Below are 20400 nucleotides of genomic sequence, written 5' to 3' on the forward strand. Positions count from 1 at the left end.
GATATTATTTCCTGGACTACACTAAGTACTGAAAAAGTAGGGCGGAATTTCTGCTAATCCTTATTTTTAGAAGTTTTTATTCCCTTTTTTCAGTTATTTTTTATTTTATTTATTTTTATCATAATAATAATTATTTTTATTATAAAGTTTAAAAAGTTATTAGTGGTTATAAAAATAACAGTAATGACAAAGATTTAAAAATCCTATTAAAAATAACAAAATTAAAATTTATATATCAGATCCCATATATTATATATCACCCTTCAATAAACCGACCCACATGGAGCACATGGGTATTACCTTGCGATGATAGCGGGTTCGATATTGAAGGGATAATTATTAAAGGGATTTTTAGGGCGAGCCCTGTGACAGGGAAGATTTCCCTTAGGATGATCAGGGTACAGTAAAAATCCCTATAACCCTCAACATAGGGTTAACCATTCTGACGTGGCGTAGGCCAAGGATGAGGAATGGGGTTAATGTTGAGGGATAGCACCTATTTTCCTGTTTTTAACGTTTATACTTATTCTTTTTTATCCTACAGATGGTGAAGATTATGAAACTTACCTTTATATATCATGAAGGTAACGAGGGAATGGAGAGATTCTACAACCATCTAATAAACGATAAAGATTTTTGTAGAATATGTGAAGATTGTTATAACTGTCGTGGAGATTGGAGTTATAAGGAAGATGTTGAGAAGGTTGTCGTCCCTCCAGTAGATAGGGAAGCATTTATAGAGGATCCCTCTGAATATATCCCAGATATCCCTAGAGGAGATGTATTAGTGGCCCAACTTCATGAGGATCTCCTCTATGAAATTCCCTACATAATAAATGATAAAGGGTATAAACTGCTTATAGTACCTTCTGAAAGTCCCAAAGATTTATCTCTATCTATGAGAAACTCCTTAAAGAAAAACTGTGAGAAGTTAGGCATAGACTTTGAGAATCCAAAACCTTTTTGTGCCTTAAAGAAAGGAGAGAGTAGGGAGGTACTTAACAAGTTTATAGACTACTTCAAAATAGGATATCCTCAGATGGAGATAAAGGTAGAGGAACATAAAGTGGCAGATGTTAAAGTAATAGTATCGGCACCCTGTGGTATTACCTACTACATAGCAAAGAGGATTAAAGGGAAAACTTTGGGGGAGTTGAAGGAGGAGATCTTCAATGCACATCATAACTACCCATGTCTAGGAAGTATGGAGTATGACAAGGAGTTGGAGGATACAATACTCCATGAGGCGGGATATATAGCACTGGAAAGTGTAAGAAGGGCTCTTTTACCTTACAGGTGTGGGAATAAATACTGTAGTAAAGGGTGTCTGATACAGCCATAGGTGATAACTTGAGGATCTTCGAAATTAAAAGGAAAACTAAGGAGACTGATATAACCTTAACAATAAACATTGACGGTACTGGAGAGTATGAGATATCCACAAAGATACCTTTTTTTGATCATGTACTCTCCTCCTTTGCAAAACATGGATCCTTCGATCTCTACATATACGCAGAGGGAGATTTGGAGGTAGATGACCACCACGTTGTAGAGGATGTAGGTATAACCTTAGGTCTCGCTTTAAAAGAAATTGAGAGAAAGAATATAAAGAGATTTGGATGGGCTATTATCCCTATGGATGAGGCCCGTGCCATGGTGTCCATAGATCTAGGGGGGAGGCCCTACGTTGTTGGAGAGTACACCCCAAACAGAAGTAATATCGGGAACTTCTCAACGGAGAATGTGATCCACTTCTTCCAGTCTGTTGCAAACAATGGAAAGATGAATATACACTTTGAGGTAAAGGGGAAAAATGAACACCATAAGATAGAGGCACTTTTTAAGGCCTTTGGTGTAGCCTTAGATATGGCCACCCAGGTAGATGAGAGGAAGGGGATAATAAGTACAAAGGGAGTGGTTTAAATGGAAGGTACCTCCCTTAGAGAGAGGTGTTATAGGTTAGTCAGTAAGATACCGAGGGGAAAGGTCACCACATATAAAGAGATTGCAGAGGCCCTTGGAATCAGAGGGTATAGGGTTGTGGGAATGTTGCTTAGTAAGAATCCTAAGCCGATAGAGATACCATGCCATAGGGTGGTAAAATCCAACGGTGAGGTAGGGGGTTATATAATGGGTGTTGAGAAGAAGGTAGAACTTTTGAGATCTGAGGGCATACCTGTTGAGAATGGGAGGATAGTGGATTTTGAGAGGTACTTTTTTAGGTTAAAAATAGATAATGAAAATGATTTATAGGTTAGGAACAGAGATAACTATAACAAAAAATAATAAGAATTATTATAATTTAAATTAAAAAAAAATAATAAAAAAATTTAAAAATTGTTAAATTCTACCATACACTGGACGCTACGGGAGAGATAGGGTTTTTATCAACTCTACTTTTAGACCTCTTTACTTTTTATTATTATTTAATTTTTATTATTTTTTATAAGTCTAAAATAGTATTATTCAAATAATATAAAAATTGTTCTTTTTATCACTATTTAACTGTCTTTTAATTACTTATTTTATTAATATTTTATTAGGATCCTTGATAGAAACTAGAAACCAGATAAAAATACCTCTGAGTACATATCATCTATATCCATCGATATTTACAAACTTACCTGTGTCTGTTCCTGCACTATACCATAATTTATATATATTACAATTTTTCTTATATATTTTGCCTGTGGTGGAGGGAAAGCGGCCTTGATGTAGCCTGGTATCATACGGCCCTGCCACGGCCGGTACCCGGGTTCAAATCCCGGAGGCCGCACTTTTGCAGTGCGCCAGTGGTGTAGCCTGGTATCACTCTGGCCTTCCAAGCCAGCAACTCGGGTTCAAATCCCGACTGGCGCACCATATATTATATTTTTTATAGTCCTCTATATCTATATATTTAAATATAACGATATAAGTGGAATTTTAACAAAAATATATATACCCCTATCTATTAATTAGGATTCTATCAATTTTAATAAAGAGATAAGGTGTTAATATGAAGAAGGGAGACATTGTAAAGGTGTCTTACAGTGGTTATGTTGATGGAAAACTCTTCGATACTACCGATGAAGAGTTGGCTAAAAAAGAAGGAATATACAACCCAGGGATCAGATACGGTCCAGTTACTGTTATAGTGGGACAGGGTATGTTGATACCAGGATTGGATGAGGCACTGTTAGAGATGAATGTGGGAGAGGAAAAGGAATTAGAACTTCCACCTGAAAAGGCATTTGGTAAGAGAGATCCCTCAAAGATCAAATTGATACCACTTAGAGAGTTCAAAAAGCATAAAATAACGCCAGTTGTAGGTATGCCCGTTACAATAAACAACCAGGTAGGGAAGATCGTAAGTATAAATGGAGGAAGGGTTTTAGTAGACTTCAACCATGAATTGGCTGGAAAGACTGTAAAATATATCTTTAAGGTAGAGGAGGTAGTGGAGAAACCTGAAGATATAGTAAAGGAGTTGTTAAAACTCTTCATACCTACTCTAAATATAGATGAGATAAAAGTTGAAGTAGGAGAGAAGGAGGTCAATATTACCGTGCCTGGAGAGATGTTAGTACCTCTGAGAGATGTAGGAATAATCAAAAAGGTAGTTGCCGATGAGATATTGAAGAGATTAGATGTTGAAAAGGTATCTTTTATAGAGGAGTTTGAAAGAAAAGATGAAGAATCTCAATAAATAGGTAGTTTTTACCTTTTTTTATAAATTTTTAAATCTTGGTGAAGACGGGGAATTTTATAATATAATGTTGTTTAATCCTTTTATTTTAAAATCCCTAGTGGAGAATGTATAAGGTTTTCTATCTCGGACTTCATTAAGTTCTTCCGTCTTTTATTGGTTTATTCTTATTTTACGTTAATTATTATAATAACTATTATTAAAAAATAAAAATCTTTAAAAAACAGGAGAGAAAATAAAATCCCTCTAGGTTGTACCCTTTGGATACCCTAGATACTTAAAAAGGTGGATTCTCTATTAAAAACCCTTTGTTTATGGACTGTGATAGACAGATACATCTCTAAGGAGAGGAAGTTAGTTATTCTCTATAACACGACAATTGAAATTTATAACACATTTAAATATTTTTCAACATTTTACCACGACTAATTTATAATATAAAGAAAAGAATAAAATTTTTTCAATTCCTTCCTTTTTTATTATTTTTATAATTATGGACAAAACTTTTTAAACTAAAACTACAACTTTAAGGATTTTAAATAAATAACTATTATTATAAAAATATTAAATTACCTAAAAAAGAACAATATAGGAAAAAAAGCAAAAATATAGTTCCTTATTCAGGTTTCTCCAGAAGTTTATTCTTGCTAAGTATCCTTCCATCTGATCCATGTGGTTTCCTACTTACAGTATCTAGGGCCTTCTCCATCTCCCTTGCCTCCTCTACTAACTTGGCAGCGTACCTTATCATCTCATGGGCAGATGCTACCACAGAGATGTATTTTTCCCTCTCTTTTACTATAAAACATCCTTTAACGTTGATGTCTCCAACCATCTCTGCGATTTTGAAGGCAGCCATTACCTTAGCCTTTGCATAAGGATTGGTGTATTCCATAGATTCTATAGCCCTACTCTCATTTACAACTATCTTAGGAAGTTCTACCTCTTTACCCTCCTTTATAGCATCTATCATGCTGTCTATTGCATGCTGAACAACTCTTATAGCTCCAGTTCCAGCGAGCACCTTTAACACATCTGCATTAAAGAGCACCATCTCTACAGGATCTAAGAACTCCCTCCTTGCACCTATCATAGGATCGCATTTGACTATAATATAACCTAAACCCTCTTTTTCTATATCCTCCTTTACTTTCAACCCTGGAGCATCTCCTACAATAACTGAAGGAATATCACACTTACTTAATAACTCTCTGGCCTTCTTTGGACCTGGTGCAGCAGGGTTTGGGCTAATGAATACTATAAGATCAGGTTTTATATCTTCAATCATCTTTTTAGTAACTTCCTCTACCTGTTCTACACCCATCTTGGCCCCACTTCCCAATACCCTCACATCTATATCCTTTCTGTCAGCCCTCTCATCCAAAATTAGATCGATCAGTGGTGAGGTTCCTATATTTCCACATCTGATAATTCCTATTTTTACTACCATGTTGTCACCTAACTATTATTTTAATAAATCCTTTTATTTATACTTATTTTTATTTTGATATATATTAATACTTTTAATATACCTTATCAACTTTATTAAGATGGGATTTATTATAGTAAAAATATTTTCACTCTTTAAATACATCTTATCTTTTAAATTTCATTTTAAGAAATTTTATTGCTATTTTAATGTAAAAAAATCGTAAAATTTATATATTACTGTATAAAAGTTCCTTTACATTGGATTTTAAGAGGTGATACTATTAAGAAGTTAATAGCCCTGTCTGTTGCAGGACTCCTTGTTTTAGGAGTGATGCTAGCAGGATGTATTGGAGGAAATACCACCACAGAAACCAGCACTATGGTAAAACTAGTAAACTGTAAAGGACAGGGAGCAATGCCACAACTTTTAAGTACAGGAGAACTTGATGCAGTGATTGCATGGCAGCCAACACCTGCTGTACTGGAAACTAAAGGTATAGGAAAGGTTGTAATCTACAGTGGAGATCTTCCTCCAAAGGGTATGTGGAAGAATCACCCTTGCTGTGTAATGGTAGTTTCAGAGGATGCTCTAAAAAATAAGGATTATGCAGTCCGTGAATTTGTAAAGTTAATGGTACTGTCGGCAAAGGAGATGGAGAAAAACAAGACCTTGGCAATAGAGGCAAGTGCTAAGTGGTTAGGAGTGGATAAGGAGGTAGAAGAAAAATCTATACCTACCATTAAGTTCATCTCAGATCCTAAACTTATAGTTAATGGGACTTTAAACTTTGTAGAGGTTATGAGAAAACAGAATGCACTTAGCGGTAGATTGAATACCACCGACAGGGATAAGATACTTAATACACTCTTTGACTTCGAGATTTACAACGAGGTAGTTAAGGAGATAGAGAACAATGTCGCAGTAGATCCACCTTATCCACCTTCAGAGGCACCTACCTTGAGGGTTGCACATCTTCCATCTGATCACCACGCCGCACTCTCTGTTGCAGCAACCTATCCAGAGTTGTTCAAAAAGAAGTATGGCATATACCTAGAGGAGGTAGAGCCTAAGAAGAAGTATATTCTCTATAGCCAAGGTAAGAAGGTGGCTGACGTTGAATTGACACTGGTAGTTGAAGGAGGAGCAAAGATAATGACACTAATGGCTCAGAAGCAGATAGATATAGGACTTAACGGAGTACCTCCTGCTGTATTCGCCATTGATAAGGGTACAGAAGGAAAGATCGTGTGTGCCCTCAACAGTGAAGGTTCAGCAGTTGTTGTAAGAAAGGACATCCCTGTAAACAACTGGGATGAATTTGTAGATTGGATTAAAGAACAGCATAAAGAAGGGAAAGTTGTAAAAATAGGCTATCCACTACCTGTGGCTATACAGTATGTAATGTTAAAGAGTGCCCTTGATGCTGAAGGTATAACTTACAGCGAATAATTCTTTTTTACTTTTTTATTAAGAGTGTAATGGATTTTAATAATAATAAAAATAATTAGTGAAAAATCCTTTGTAGGTTGAATTAAAAAGTATAGAACCACTCTTTTGTATTTTATAACACCTTATAACTATTTTTTCTCTCTAGAAACTCTTCTAAAAGGATAAATATTAAATAACACATTCTATCCTTTTCTAAAGTATTTAAAATGTTTTTAGGAGTGGATAATATAAAGGGATTTTTATAAAAATTATTATTACAATTAGGGGTTTTAATTATTATTTTAAATTAAGTTTCTCAGGTGAATGTATGGATCTATCTAATGTTAAAAAATTTATCTACAAGTACTACATAGAGCCTATAGAAAAACAGTCAGGTTATAACTACATTCAGGAGATAACTTACGGTATACTACTGTTTTTTATGGTGTACATATTTTACAGAACATGTAAAATATTTCATATAGATATAGATAGGAGGTTTGCAGTGGTTACTGTATTTTATACAGTTCTCATATCCCTTATAAGGGCCCTTGTAGATGGTGGTTATATCCCTCATACTTACTACACTGTAACTCCTGGTATCGTAATAGTGATAGGTTTATACTACCTTATTGCAATTATCTTATCTGCTTTAATACTTAAAGAGAGGTATTATATATTGGCAACAATTATGGCAGTACTACCTCTTACATATTTAATATTCATCTTTTTAAAGAACATGGTCCATATCGAGGCGCTATTTTACGTCTTATTTATGGTGGTTTTAATATATGCTATTTTTAACTATCTCCTTGAAAGGATAGAATCTATAAAAAATATCCTAAAATTCCAATCTATAGATAGATACGTAATACTGGCCCAACTTACAGATGGTGTGGCCACTGCCATTGGAATTGGGTTGTATGGATACTGGGAACAACATCCCTTGCCAAGGTTCTTTATGGATCACTTTGGTCCCTTTATTATGATACCCTTGAAGTTGGTGGCAGTTATAACTGTCCTCTATATTCTAAACAGTGAGGTGGAGAATAGGGATCTGAGAAATATCTTGAAGATTACAGTTATGGCCTTAGGTCTTGCTCCTGGACTTAGAAATCTATTCAGGATTGTGATGGGAGTTTAACTCTTTTTATCCTTTATACAGTTCTCTACAAATTCCTTAAACCTCTCAAATACTTCATCAGACATGGCATGTTCCAATCGACAGGCTTCCTTATAGGCAATTTCTCTCTCCAATCCTAAACATTCAACTAAAAATGTCTCTATCGTCTTATGTTTATCTATAACATTTTTTGCTTTTTCCATACCTTTTTCCGTTAGTCTTATGCCTATATAGGGCTCATACTCTACATATCCCAATTTATGAAGTTTTTTAGCCATATTTGTAATAGCAGGAGGTTTAATATCCAACAGTTTGGCTAACTCGGTAGTTTTTACAGGCCTATTTTTATCCTTGGTGAATATATAGACCTTCTCTAAGAAATCTTCTATACTCTCAGACATTGAACCACCAATAAGAATATTAATGTAATAATTATTAAATTATTTATCATTTTTTAAAATTTATTAAAAAAGTATAAAAAATAAGAAGGTATTATAATAAACTTTCTGGATAAATAGAAACAGGTGATACATTGCTAAAAAACGTAGATGAATCATTTGAAATAAAGGATATGGTAGGTAGGGAGGTTATAGACTCCAGAGGGAACCCTACTGTAGAGGTAGAGGTTATAACAAAGGGGGGAGGATACGGTAGGGCTATAGTGCCCAGTGGTGCCTCAAAGGGTGCCCATGAGGCTATGGAACTTAGAGACAGGGAGATGAGATTTGGAGGTAAAGGGGTACTCCTGGCAGTAGATAATGTAAACTCCATCATAAAACCTGAGTTGGTAGGATTTGACTCCCGTATGCAGAGAGAGATTGACATGTTGATGAAGGAACTTGACTCCACAGAGGATAAGCGTAAGTTAGGTGCCAACGCCATACTTGCCGTATCCCTTGCAGTTGCAAAGGCTGCTGCAGACACTGCATCCCTGCCTCTCTATAAGTATATTGGAGGTTGCAACTCCTACGTTATGCCAGTTCCAATGATGAATATACTCAACGGAGGGGTTCATGGGGGCAATCAGTTGGAGTTCCAGGAGTTTATGATAATGCCTATAGGTGCAGACTCCATCTCTGAGGCTATAAGGATGTCTTCAGAGGTGTACCATACTTTGAAAAGGGTAATCTTAGATAAGTACGGTAGGGATGCAATAAACGTTGGAGATGAGGGGGGATTCGCCCCACCTGTAAAGGATATCAGGGAGGCGTTAGATCTACTGGATGAATCTGTAAAGTTGGCAGGTTATGAGGACAAGATAGTGTATGCCATAGACTGTGCTGCTACAGAGTTCTACAACAAAGAGAAGGACTGTTATATTATACAGGGAAGGGAGTTATCGAGAGACGATCTCATATCCCTATACAGGGAGATAGTAGATGAGTACAGTATCGTTTCAATTGAGGATCCACTCCATGAGGATGACTTTGAAGGCTTTGCAATGATTACAAAGGAGTTGAAGGGGATACAGATAGTGGGGGACGATCTATTTGTAACAAACACTGAGAGATTAAGGGAGGGCATTAAGAGGGGTGCTGCAAATGCACTACTTCTGAAGGTGAACCAGATAGGGACGTTGACAGAGGCAATAGATGCGGCAAATTTAGCCTTTAGAAATAGTTATGGGGTTATAGTGTCCCATAGAAGTGGAGAATCTGAGGATACCACTATTGCAGATCTCTCAGTTGCCCTAAACAGTGGGCAGATAAAAACTGGAGCACCTGCTAGGGGGGAGAGGACTGCAAAGTACAACCAACTTATTAGGATCGAGGAGGAGTTGGGGTATCCTAAGTATGCAGGGAGAAACTTCAGATGTCCATTTTAAATATTTTTACTAGGATAAATTAAAAATTCAAATAATGTTAATTAAAAATACTAAAATAATAAGTGTTATAAAACATGGAAAAAGGTTAAGATATAGAACTTTAATCCAACATAAAACTATAAAAAACTGTTTATAAAATAGATAGATGCTCCTCTTACTTACAATATTTTCCAATTTCTAAGTAGTAGAAAAGGAGTACTTCTTTGGAGATCCAGGAATCGTATATAAGAGATAAACAATAGAGGTTTTACTGTTAAGGTTTTATTTTTTACTGTTTATCTGTTTTTTTTTATTATCCTTTATAGGTGAAAGGATGAATAGTAAAAGTAAAAAAATGTCTAAATTTGCCCATATACTGAAGGTACATCCCTGTTATAACGAGAAACTTCATGACAAGGTGGGGAGAGTTCACCTACCTGTCGCCCCTAGGTGCAACATTGCCTGTAAGTTCTGTAGGAGGAGTATAGGTGGAGAATGTTGTGAGGAGAGGCCAGGGGTGGCAAAGGGTATTATGAAACCTGAGGAGGTGGAGGACTATGTAAGAGAGTTATTAAAAAAGATACCTAATCTCAAGGTTGTAGGTATAGCAGGTCCAGGGGACAGTTTATTTAACAAGGAAACCTTTGAAACTTTGGAGATATTAAAGGAGAAGTTTCCAGATCTGATAAGGTGTCTCTCTACCAACGGACTACTACTTCCTAGGTATGCAGAGAAATTAGCAGATTTAGGTGTGAAAACTGTAACAGTGACTGTAAATGCTATAGATCCTAAGATCCTTAAAGATATTGTAGAGTGGATATACTACGATGGGAAGATATACAGGGGGGAAGAGGGGGCATCTATACTTATTAAGAATCAGATGGAGGGTATTAAAAAGGCTCATGATCTAGGGCTGATAGTGAAGATAAACACTGTACTGATACCTGAGATAAATATGGATCATATTGTAGAGATTGCCAAAACCTTCAAGGATGTAGCACACCTTCAGAATATCATTCCACTTATACCACTGTACAAGATGAAGGAGTTAAGACCTCCTACCTGTGAGGAGATAAAGAATATAAGGGAAAAATGTGAAAAATACTTACCTCAGTTTAGAGCATGTCAACAGTGTAGATCAGATGCTGTAGGGTTGCTATCTGAAAAGAAACTGAATATCTACGATCTAAAGCACTTCTCCCATTAAAAGAGTTAGGTGGTATTGAATGGAGAGAGTTGTTATAACGGTAACTGGAAAAGATAGAGTAGGGATAGTAGCAAAGATAGCCTCTACACTTGCAGAGAATAATGTAAATATCTTGGACATAAGGCAGTCTCTTATGGAAGATCTCTTTACTATGATAATGCTCGTGGATATATCTAAGTCAAAGAGTGATTTCGAGGAGTTGGTAAAGAAATTAGATAAGGTTGGTGAAGAAATAGGAGTAAAGGTAATAGTACAGCATGAAGACATATTTAAGTATATGCACAGGATATAATATTTGAACTCTATTTTTTCGTAATAAACATGGTTAATTGGTTAACACTCTTCTTTGAGGGTTTAAAGTTTTTTGTCATTTTTGTTATTATTTTAATGAAAACTAGAATTTATAAAAATTATAAAAATTAAAACCCTAATTCCCATCAAAAAATCCTGAGAAGAATAGCAATAATTATAATAAAAAAGTTAATTATAATAAAAATATAAAAAGAAGATATTAAAATCAGAATAAAGATAATCTCCTGGGACGCTCTAAGATACTCTATGGAAGTGGAGCAGATCCTTCTTAGCAGGTTGCTATTATTAATTTTGTTAAAAGTATTATATTTTAATAATATTTTAATATTTTTTCAGTTTTTATTATTTTTTTATTTAAATCATTACTTTGATGATAATTAAGGTATCATTTAATGTTATCTACAACTCGTAATTATATTAATTGTTATTATTATAATAGAGAACTAAAAACATTGAAAAGAAATAACAATAAGATTCTACTATCCTCACTTAGAAACATTCCAAAAAATAAAAACATTGAGATTTTTACTCACCACCATCAATTATAGAATTCCCTTCGCAACCTTTTCAAGATTATCCAACTGTTCACCAGTACCAAAGGCATATATAATATCTCCAGCGGATATTTCAGCATCTGCAGATGGATTTATTATCACCCTATCTTTCTTCTTTATACCGATAATATTCGCCCCAAATTTCTCTCGAATCCTAGATTCATATAACTTTTTACCTGCCAAGGGAGAATTACTTCTGACCTCTATCTTCCTTATCTCTAAATCTTCATCGTACTCGTATCTTGCTATAGACATAAAGGTGGAGATAAAGTCAAGTATATCAACCTTCAGGGCAAGTGCAGCCATCCTAAGTCCTCCTATAACATAGGGAGAAACTACCCTATCAGCCCCAGCAATCAGCAATTTATCCATAGATACCTTTTCCTCAGCCTTTGCTACAACGAATACATTAGGATTCAGTCTCTTGGCAGAAAGTGTTATATATACATTATCTGAATCCCTGGATACTGCAGATATTAATCCTTTGGCCTTTTTAATTCCAGCTTTTATCAGTACTTCGTCATGGGTGGCGTCTCCTACAATGTAGTTAAAATTAGGATTGTTCTCCAACTCCTCCTCTAAAATCTTCTCGTTGATATCTATAACTACATACTTAGCTCCAGATCTTCTAAGTTTTTTAGTTACTACTCTACCACATTTACCATATCCACATATAATATAGTGATCTTTCAGATTTTTTATTCTCTTTTCCATCTTTCTCATCCTATCTGTTTTTTTAAAGTATCCACTTACAAAAAATTCGGCAACATTACCTAAGGCGTACAACCCTATACCGACACCACATAGGATATAAATAGAGGAGACTACCTTTCCAAGTTCTGTTGTAGGTGTAATATCTCCATATCCAACTGTAGAGATAGTTACTATCGAAAAATAGAGGGCATTGGTAAAAGATAAACCCTCTAAATACATCATTACAAGGGCGTAAATTAAAATAAGTAGGATCATAGTTAATATACTTAATTTTATCCTGTTAACAACCTCCATTTAAGACCCTGAGGAGATTTATAAACATTAAAATAAATATTATAATATAATATTATAATAAATAATATTTGATGACATTATATCAGTGGGAACTATGATTATAAAAACCTTACTTAAAAAAAGGGGACAACTATCCTTAGAATTTTCTTTATTACTGTTTGTTATACTTATTCTCTCTCTTGCATCTATCTATCATTTTATAAATAATAACTTAGATGAGAGGAGTAGGGACCTAGATAATATAGATATGGGGGCTAAAACTGCCATTTCCCTTGTAAATTCGGGATACAACGGGAGTAATGTAGGATATCCTATACTATACCTTGGTATGTCTTACGATTCAAATAGAACCAATATTTCCATCTATATAAGGAATCAAAGTCCCTTAGACGCTTCAACTCTATATCTTATAGAGAGACTGATATACGATAGATCAGGCGTAGATCCTGATGAATACAATATAACAATAGTTATAGTAAATTAAAAAGTGAGACCATGTCCTGTATAGAAAAATACGACTACGAGATCCTATTTAAAGGATCCTTTAAAAAGTGTTCCGACTATATCAAAAAGAACTTTAAAAATATAAGGTACTTGAAGGCGGGAGAGGAGGTTCTAAAGGGAGTACTTCTAATAGGGAAACCTCCAATACCTGTAGCCTATGAGGAAGATTTTGTTATATTTCCCTATACAAAACCATGTCATGGGACTTTTGTTTTAAAAGTACCTCTTAGTGAATCTTCTTCGGAAAAGAAAGATAATAAAGATAAAAAAGGAGGTTTTTTATCTATACTAAAGTTTTGGTAGGTGGTATCTTTGAGAGTGCTTGTTATCATAGGGTGCCCTGAACCTCCTGTTTTGGTCCCCTCTACCATATACTTGTTAAATATGTTGAAAAATCGTGGATGTGAGGTTATCCTATCTGCAAATCCTGCAGCATTAAAACTCCTTGAAACTGCTGATCCAGAAAGGTACTATTTAAAAGGTGTAGGATTTCAGGATATAGAGATGGGATTGAAAAATAGGTTAGAGGTAGATGCTATAGTGGGATTCGCCCACAACGATGCTGCAGTAAATTATATTATATCCTATAAATCAGTATATGATGCAAAAACCTATGCTATAGTATTTGGTAGGGAGGTAAAAAAGGAATACATTGAGGATTTAGAGGAGGAGGGAATAACAACATACTCTGCTCGGGCCTTCCACAACCCTATTCCTATTGTGGCTAAATTAAAGGAGATGTTAAGGGAGATGATTTTTAAATAGTAAGATTAAGATAAAGTTTTTTTTAGTTAGGATTTAACTTTTTTCTAGGTATTTAAATTAAAAAAAGTTTTTTAAAATAATTATGTTATTTATTAAAATTTTTATATTTAATTAAAGTTGATTATATTAATTTAATAACTCTAATTCTCATTAAAAGTCCTGATAAAAATAATAATTATAAAAATTAAAAGTATAAGAAGAAGGTATTAAAATCAAAATAAGAGATAATTTCCTGGGATGCTCTAGGATACTATGGAGTGGAGCAGGTCCTTCCTAACAGGTTGCTATTATTTAATATTTTTATTATAAGGTATTATATTTCAATATTTTTTCTAACCCTACTTCCCATCAAAGGGAGAGTTTAAAAAATAATAAGAATAATTATAAAAATAATAAAAATAAAAAATAAGAAAAGATTTTAAAATAAAAAATAAAAAAATGTTTAAAAACAGAAACTTCTATTATCCCAGATATAGCATTTTTAAAAGAAGATTGGAGGGGAATGATCCTCTGTAGACCTTCTAGTGTAGTGGATATCAGAGTAAGATCTCCTATCATACCTAAGTGTTCAGAAAGATCCTAAGAATATCTAATGATTTATATTGATTATTTTTATTGTCCTTTTAATCACTACTTGGTGGGAATTTAGGTTTTTTCTAGTCTTTTTTATTATTTTTATTTTTATTATTTAAATATTATTTAAATCGTTATTTTGATGGGCATTAAGGCTAAAAAATAATAATTTAATAAAAAAAGATAAAAACTTCTACCTAAGTGTTATTCTATCCCAAGACTACTACTTTTTAACATCTAAAAAAAAACAAATTCCATAGTTGATAAGAGCCTACATCTTTTAAAAAAGATTAGCAAGTTTGCCCACTCTGTAAGTATTCAGGATTATTGTTAAAGTGGTAATAATAATGGAATTTTTATATATATCTTTATAATGTTTAATTAATATCCTATAGTTTTTAGGAGTATAAAATTCTCTATAAGTAAATTATTTGCCCCTCACTAGTCCATAAAGTGTATAACCTAGAGCACATATAAATAAGCCTTCAGGAATGTTAAAAAGGGATAACATCAAAGAGATCCCAAAGACTACTAGATGCCATTTCCCTGGATACTTGGGATATACTATATCACTTACCATCAACAACCCTATCAACACTCCAATTATGGAGATGATCACATCCCAGGGGTAAGTTCCTAACATCCCCCCGTATTTTAAAACCATCTCACAGGATGTGGAGAGGAGAAGGGCTCCAGCAGGTATAGGTAGGCCTACAAAATCCTTAACATTTAATATATTGAACCTTGCAAGTCTTAATGCTCCACATAGGAGAAATATTATAGATGCTATCAAACTCCATATACCTCCAAAGTAGTGATATAGTAGATAGGAGGGTGCCACTCCAAAACTGACAACATCAGATATACTGTCCAACTGGGCTCCGAAATCTGATACTGTATTAGTTTTCCTGGCTACGTATCCATCTAAGGCGTCGAATATTATGGCTAAGTAGATATATCTAAAATCATGGAAGAGTATTGCCAGCATCCCTAGTACAATATTCACCATAGTTAGATAGTCTGAAACGGTAATTATTTCCCTTATTCTGAATATCTTAATTTCCCTCCCCATGGACAACCTCCACTATCTTCCTACGTAGATCCTCCATCTCCCTTCCAATGGAAGAGTTTAGATCTACAGGTTTTCCCTTTAGATCCATATATACAACATCCTCACTGTATGGTAAAAACTTAAGTATAGGAATACCTACCTCCTTCTCAAAGATCTCCTTAAATCTCTCCCTATCCATATCCTCCTTTACCTTATTCACAACCGCATAAATCCTTGGAATACCTAGATCTTCTGCCAATTTTTTTATCCTCTTGGCAGTTAAAATAGCCTTCTTAGAAGGTTCCACTACAACGAGTATCATATCTACGTTCTCTGTGGTTTTCCTCCCTAGATGTTCAATACCTGCCTCCATATCCATAATTACAACTTCATCCCTCTTCAATATAAGGTGCCTTAAAAGTCTCCTAAGGAGAACTGACGCAGGACATACACATCCCTCTCCCCCCTGTTCAACAGTTCCCATCGCCAGAAGGTATATATTACCTACTCTGTAGGAGTATTTATCCACTATATCATCTACCTTGGGATTTACCTTAAATACACTTCCATATCCTCCAACCTTTGCACCTGTACGCTCCTCTATAAGATCCTCCATCTTAGAGATAGGAGTAATCTCCTCCTCTATTCCCAGGGCACAGGCGAGATTCATATCTGGATCTGCATCAACTGCAATAACCTTGTAGTTGTTTTTTTCAAAGAGTCTTGCCAGTGTAGAGGCTATAAAGGTTTTACCAACTCCTCCCTTTCCAGTAACGGCGATCTTCAAGGTATCACCAGTTAGGTTTTCTGACACTTTCTTTTAAGATACTCCAATATATTGGCCCTTACCTCCCCTATAGTGTATCCCATCTCTACAGGTATATTATCCTCCTTATTCAGTATCTCTACTAGATGGGCCACCCTGGGGAGTCTTAAATTCGCCTTCCTTATCAGATCCACTTTACTGAATACTTCCCTTGGAGTACCCTCTGTTATAATCTCCCCTTTGTTCATAACATAAACCCTATCTGCATATACAGGTACCAGATCTACATCGTGGGTAGATATTATTACAGTCATCCCCTCCCTGTTCAACTTGTAGAGTAACTCCATGATCTTAGACGCCCCTAAGGGATCTAAACCTGCTGTAGGTTCATCAAGTACCATTATTTCAGGCTTCATAGCCAGTACTCCTGCTATGGCAACCCTCTTCTTTTCCCCACCACTTAAATAATGGGGAGGTTTATCTTCATATCCCTCCATCCCTACAGCCTTCAGAACTTCTTTAACTATTTTCTTAACTTCCTCCTCACTGTATCCCAGATTTAAAGGACCAAATGCCACATCTTCCATCACTGTTGGAGCGAATAGTTGATCGTCTGCATTCTGAAAAACTATCCCTACAGTTTTCCTAATCTCTAAGAGAGATCTACTGTCGTACTTTATAGGTTTTCCCTTTATCAGTATCTCTCCCTTATGAGGTTTTAAGATCCCGTTGAAGTGTAAAAATAGAGTAGATTTTCCAGCACCGTTTGGACCTAAGAGTGCTACCATTTCTCCTCTTTTAACTTTAAAATTTACTCCCTTTAGGGCTAGGGTCCCATCTGGGTATTTGTAGTATATATTTCTTGCCTCTAGGATAACCTCATTTTTAGACATAAATTCACCGTTTTCTCTAGTAAAATTTAAGACTTATAAAATTATTTTTAATGAATATAAAAATTATTCTCTTTAAACTATATTAAGCACTAAAACTTATACTTCCTATATTTCTTTTTCCTTCTTAGCTTTCCTAAAGACAAAGGTATGCTTATGTTCCACCATATAAAAATCGTACTCCCTACCTTGCCACCTCTCCCTCGTAGTCATATATTTAACAGTAATTTAATAACTTCTCTGATCTGGAAAACTCCATTTGTGGTACGTTCTAGTTTGTAATCTTTCAGAAGTGTTAAAAACTTTATATTCTATTTCTTTTGAAGTTTTATCCCCATATCTTTAACTATTATACTATCCCATTCTGTAATAAAGCCAATATAATCTTCTTCTGTTAATTCCTTCATTTTTCTTCTTTTTATCCATGATTATTTCCTATTTTTAATATTTTTATAAATTTTAATTCTTATTATGAAAATTATAATAATAAAAATAAAAAATAGTAAAAAACTACTTTTAGTTTTCTATCTTTAATTAATCCCGTATTATTGTTTAATGTACTCCTCTATCATTTCCATCATCCTCCTCGTAGCCTCAACCACATCCTCAGATCCAACTATTGCAGAGATAACAGCCACACCATCTACACCAACTTCTAGAACCTCCTTAACATTTTCATGGTTTATACCACCTATTGCAACAACTGGAATATGAACATTCTCCACTATCTCCCTCAATCCCTCTAAACCTAAAAGTTTAGCATTCTCCTTAGTCCTTGTAGGGAATACACTGCCAGCACCTATGTAGTCTGCACCCTTTTTTTCCCCCTCCAGTGCTTCCCTTAGATTTGATGCAGAAACACCTACTATCAAATTCGGTGCTATCTCCTTCACTATATCCACTGGCATATCCTCCTGTCCCACATGTACCCCATCTGCACCTACAGCCAGGGCAACATCCAACCTATCATTTACTATATAGAGGGCGTCGTAATCCTCAGTTAGTTTTCTGATCTTCCTACCTACCTCTACCATCTCCCTTGTAGGTACTCCTTTGAGTCTCAACTGTATTGCAGTTGCCCCTCCCTCTAAAGCCTCCTTTACACTTTCCACCTCATCCCTAAATCTCCTATCAGTTATAACGTAGAGTTTAAGTTTCTTTCTTAGGTTCAACTTTTCACCTACATAAATGCAAATATTTGAATAAATAATAATTATTATAAAAATTATAATAATAAAATTCGAAATTAATTGTATCGAATTAAAATTTTTACTTACTAGTATATATCTTAAAGGGTTTAAATTATCTCTCTGATTTTATACATATGGAGGCAAAAAAGGGGTTTTATATACAATTTATTAAACATTAGAAAAGAGTTAATATAGATGTAAGATCCCTAAAGTACTCTTTATTTTAATCTTGTTCTACTCCTCTATATACTATATATAACACAACTGCAATAGATACAACTACTGCACCTATAGGCGCAGGGGCTCTTACCGTTGGATTATTATTTAACTGTGTTGCATCTGTTCCTGTATCTGCATTATTATTTTCTTCGTTATCATTTGGGTCCCCTAGATTTGAATCTGGAGGAGGCTGTGGTGCCATAGGCGCCGCAACACTCTCCAAATGCATTAAGAGTATCGTCGTTAATAACAATAGATTTAGTATTTTACTTTTCATAGTTACACCCTTTTAAGATACCCTTTTAAGATAAAGATTTTTATTATTTTTATTATATTTTTAAATATTTATTAATTTATTATTAGTGTTGTTTTATTAGTTTATTTTTTAATCTTACATAGGTAGGGACTAATACAATAATATTTATAATTTTATAATCTAATACTTTTTATAGGACTGTGAAACTGTCTAGTTTTACCTACCTTAACTACAAGGTTCATAATACTAATCTGTCAGTTAGAGTTTCACCTGTCCCTGAAAAGTGTTCAAGAGGCATCCTAAGGATAAACAAACTTAACATCTTTAAAAGAGTGAGATTATGAACAGGGTATTTCCATTCTCCGCAATAGTTGGACAGGAGAAGATGAAGAAGGCACTTATCCTGAATGCTATCAACCCAAAGATCGGTGGGGTTTTAATTAGAGGAGAGAAAGGTACTGCAAAATCCACTGCAGTTAGGGCTTTAGCGGATCTTCTACCTGAGATAGAGGTTGTGGAGAACTGTCCATTTAACTGTACTGTTGATGGAGATCTATGTGATATCTGTAGGGAGAATATTAAAAAGGGAAATCTAAAAACTGTTAAAAGGAAGATGAGGGTTGTAGATCTCCCTATAGGTTGTACAGAGGATAGGGTAATAGGTACATTGGATATAGAGAGGGCTATAAAAGAGGGTGTGAAGGCGTTAGAACCTGGAATACTTGCAGAAGCTAACGGTAATATACTCTACATAGACGAGGTAAATCTCTTAGACGATCATATAGTGGATATTCTGTTAGATGTTGCGGCGATGGGTTGGAATATCATAGAGAGGGAGGGAATAAAGATAAAACATCCCTCCAGGTTCATACTTGTAGGTACTATGAATCCTGAAGAGGGGGAACTTAGGCCTCAGATACTGGACAGGTTCGGTTTAATGGTTGATGTGGAAGGTTTGGAGGATGTTAAAGACAGGGTGGAGGTTGTTAAGAGGGTTGAGGAATTCAACAGGGATCCAGAGGGGTTCTATAAGAAATTTGAGGAGGAACAGAATAAACTGAGAAAAAAGATAGAGAATGGAAGGAGGATTCTAAAGGATGTTGTAATTAAAGACGATCTACTGGAGTTGATCGCCAGGATCTGTGTTGAGTTGAACATACCAACGAGTAGGGCAGATATAACTGTGGTGAGAACTGCAAAGGCAATAGCAGCCTTCAATGGAAGAACATACGTAAATATCGACGATATTAAGGAGGCCTGTGAGTTGGCACTACCTCATAGGATGAGGAGAAAACCCTTTGAACCTCCACAGTTAAATCAGGAGAAGATAAATGAGATAATAGAGGATTTTAAAAATAATAATAATTTAAAGAATGAGAATAATGATCTAAAAAAAAACGTTCTGAAGATGTAGAAATAGATAGTACTGAGAGTAGAAGACATGAAGGAGATAAAGATGATAGAGAGGGAGAAGGGGACAGAGATAGAGAATACAGGGGTATTCAGGGGGGAGAGGAGAGAGAGAATGGAGAGGGCTCCTCTGAAAGGGTATTCAACCCTAAGGGTGGAATAGATCCCAGGAATATACTGAAGGTCAAACTTAGGGACAACACCCTTAGACACTTCCAGG

22 protein-coding genes and 2 tRNA genes are annotated in these 20400 nt (G+C 35.0%); 16 read left to right on the plus strand and 8 right to left on the minus strand.

What is annotated here, in order from left to right; all coding sequences use genetic code 11:
- Positions 1-556: 556 nt before the first annotated feature.
- From CFE53_RS05620 to CFE53_RS05645, 6 genes are all read left to right on the plus strand, one after another.
- A complete protein-coding gene (locus CFE53_RS05620; protein ID WP_148120877.1) occupies positions 557-1342 on the plus strand; it encodes a DUF166 domain-containing protein in 786 nt (261 codons plus the stop codon).
- Between the two features lie 8 nt (positions 1343-1350).
- Positions 1351-1923, plus strand: a complete 573-nt coding sequence (gene hisB / locus CFE53_RS05625) for an imidazoleglycerol-phosphate dehydratase HisB (RefSeq protein ID WP_148120878.1) — start codon at positions 1351-1353, stop codon at positions 1921-1923.
- The gene (locus tag CFE53_RS05630) at positions 1924-2253 is read left to right on the plus strand and encodes an MGMT family protein (protein ID WP_148120879.1); all 330 of its coding nucleotides are present in this window, start codon (positions 1924-1926) and stop codon (positions 2251-2253) included.
- Between the two features lie 450 nt (positions 2254-2703).
- Positions 2704-2776 (plus strand) — tRNA-Gly (locus CFE53_RS05635).
- A gap of 10 nt (positions 2777-2786) precedes the next feature.
- Positions 2787-2862 (plus strand) — tRNA-Gly (locus CFE53_RS05640).
- A gap of 136 nt (positions 2863-2998) precedes the next feature.
- A complete protein-coding gene (locus CFE53_RS05645) occupies positions 2999-3688 on the plus strand; it encodes a peptidylprolyl isomerase (RefSeq protein ID WP_148120880.1) in 690 nt (229 codons plus the stop codon).
- 616 nt (positions 3689-4304) lie between these two features.
- Here CFE53_RS05645 and CFE53_RS05650 read toward each other — a convergent pair.
- The gene (locus CFE53_RS05650) at positions 4305-5138 is read right to left on the minus strand and encodes a F420-dependent methylenetetrahydromethanopterin dehydrogenase (RefSeq protein ID WP_148120881.1); all 834 of its coding nucleotides are present in this window, start codon (positions 5136-5138) and stop codon (positions 4305-4307) included.
- A gap of 312 nt (positions 5139-5450) precedes the next feature.
- Here CFE53_RS05650 and CFE53_RS06955 point away from each other — a divergent pair, with 312 nt between their 5' ends.
- Positions 5451-6569, plus strand: coding sequence for an ABC transporter substrate-binding protein (locus CFE53_RS06955; protein WP_371677946.1), 1119 nt, complete (start codon positions 5451-5453; stop codon positions 6567-6569).
- Between the two features lie 307 nt (positions 6570-6876).
- Positions 6877-7692, plus strand: coding sequence for a DUF63 family protein (locus tag CFE53_RS05660; RefSeq protein ID WP_148120882.1), 816 nt, complete (start codon positions 6877-6879; stop codon positions 7690-7692).
- Here CFE53_RS05660 and CFE53_RS05665 read toward each other — a convergent pair.
- Positions 7689-8072 carry a metal-dependent transcriptional regulator gene (locus CFE53_RS05665; RefSeq protein ID WP_148120883.1) on the minus strand — a complete coding sequence of 128 codons (384 nt, stop codon included), beginning with the start codon at positions 8070-8072 and terminating at the stop codon, positions 7689-7691. The genes CFE53_RS05660 and CFE53_RS05665 overlap by 4 nt on opposite strands.
- A gap of 170 nt (positions 8073-8242) precedes the next feature.
- On the opposite strand from CFE53_RS05665, the gene eno reads away from it, so the two are divergent.
- The 3 genes from eno to CFE53_RS05680 all read left to right on the plus strand — a co-directional run bounded on the left by eno (position 8243) and on the right by CFE53_RS05680 (position 10974).
- The gene (gene eno / locus CFE53_RS05670) at positions 8243-9496 is read left to right on the plus strand and encodes a phosphopyruvate hydratase (RefSeq protein ID WP_172456384.1); all 1254 of its coding nucleotides are present in this window, start codon (positions 8243-8245) and stop codon (positions 9494-9496) included.
- 313 nt (positions 9497-9809) lie between these two features.
- A complete protein-coding gene (locus CFE53_RS05675) occupies positions 9810-10682 on the plus strand; it encodes a radical SAM protein (protein WP_148120885.1) in 873 nt (290 codons plus the stop codon).
- A gap of 19 nt (positions 10683-10701) precedes the next feature.
- The gene (locus CFE53_RS05680; RefSeq protein ID WP_148120886.1) at positions 10702-10974 is read left to right on the plus strand and encodes an ACT domain-containing protein; all 273 of its coding nucleotides are present in this window, start codon (positions 10702-10704) and stop codon (positions 10972-10974) included.
- Between the two features lie 562 nt (positions 10975-11536).
- On the opposite strand, the gene CFE53_RS05685 is transcribed toward CFE53_RS05680, so the two are convergent.
- Positions 11537-12556, minus strand: coding sequence for a TrkA family potassium uptake protein (locus tag CFE53_RS05685; protein ID WP_148120887.1), 1020 nt, complete (start codon positions 12554-12556; stop codon positions 11537-11539).
- Between the two features lie 94 nt (positions 12557-12650).
- Here CFE53_RS05685 and CFE53_RS05690 point away from each other — a divergent pair, with 94 nt between their 5' ends.
- Genes CFE53_RS05690 through CFE53_RS05700 form a run of 3 tightly spaced genes read left to right on the plus strand, consistent with a single transcriptional unit; the run spans position 12651 to position 13825 of the window.
- Positions 12651-13040, plus strand: coding sequence for a class III signal peptide-containing protein (locus CFE53_RS05690; protein ID WP_148120888.1), 390 nt, complete (start codon positions 12651-12653; stop codon positions 13038-13040).
- 11 nt (positions 13041-13051) lie between these two features.
- The gene (locus tag CFE53_RS05695) at positions 13052-13363 is read left to right on the plus strand and encodes a DUF1894 domain-containing protein (protein ID WP_148120889.1); all 312 of its coding nucleotides are present in this window, start codon (positions 13052-13054) and stop codon (positions 13361-13363) included.
- A 9-nt stretch (positions 13364-13372) separates the two neighbouring features.
- Positions 13373-13825: a DUF1890 domain-containing protein gene (locus tag CFE53_RS05700; RefSeq protein ID WP_148120890.1), complete on the plus strand. Its 453-nt coding sequence runs from the start codon at positions 13373-13375 to the stop codon at positions 13823-13825.
- Positions 13826-14825: 1000 nt separating this feature from the next.
- Here CFE53_RS05700 and pssA read toward each other — a convergent pair.
- The 5 genes from pssA to CFE53_RS05725 all read right to left on the minus strand — a co-directional run bounded on the left by pssA (position 14826) and on the right by CFE53_RS05725 (position 18743).
- Positions 14826-15452 carry a CDP-diacylglycerol--serine O-phosphatidyltransferase gene (gene pssA / locus CFE53_RS05705; protein WP_148121176.1) on the minus strand — a complete coding sequence of 209 codons (627 nt, stop codon included), beginning with the start codon at positions 15450-15452 and terminating at the stop codon, positions 14826-14828.
- A 1-nt stretch (position 15453) separates the two neighbouring features.
- Positions 15454-16236, minus strand: a complete 783-nt coding sequence (locus CFE53_RS05710; RefSeq protein WP_148120891.1) for an AAA family ATPase — start codon at positions 16234-16236, stop codon at positions 15454-15456.
- An 11-nt stretch (positions 16237-16247) separates the two neighbouring features.
- Positions 16248-17108, minus strand: a complete 861-nt coding sequence (locus CFE53_RS05715; protein WP_148120892.1) for an ATP-binding cassette domain-containing protein — start codon at positions 17106-17108, stop codon at positions 16248-16250.
- A 542-nt stretch (positions 17109-17650) separates the two neighbouring features.
- On the minus strand, positions 17651-18277 hold the full coding sequence (gene thiE, locus CFE53_RS05720; protein WP_148120893.1) for a thiamine phosphate synthase: 627 nt from the start codon (positions 18275-18277) through the stop codon (positions 17651-17653).
- A 241-nt stretch (positions 18278-18518) separates the two neighbouring features.
- Entirely contained in the window at positions 18519-18743 is a 225-nt protein-coding gene (locus CFE53_RS05725; RefSeq protein ID WP_150131696.1) for a hypothetical protein, read from the minus strand.
- Between the two features lie 367 nt (positions 18744-19110).
- Between CFE53_RS05725 and CFE53_RS05730 the strand changes: the two genes are divergently transcribed.
- Both CFE53_RS05730 and CFE53_RS06935 read left to right on the plus strand, forming a co-directional pair.
- Positions 19111-20184, plus strand: coding sequence for an ATP-binding protein (locus CFE53_RS05730; protein ID WP_148120895.1), 1074 nt, complete (start codon positions 19111-19113; stop codon positions 20182-20184).
- A gap of 27 nt (positions 20185-20211) precedes the next feature.
- Entirely contained in the window at positions 20212-20343 is a 132-nt protein-coding gene (locus tag CFE53_RS06935; protein ID WP_256386800.1) for a hypothetical protein, read from the plus strand.
- Positions 20344-20400 lie beyond the last annotated feature (57 nt).

This window comes from Methanofervidicoccus sp. A16, assembly GCF_003351865.1.
Classification (GTDB): Archaea; AGJL01; Methanococci; order Methanococcales; family Methanococcaceae; genus Methanofervidicoccus.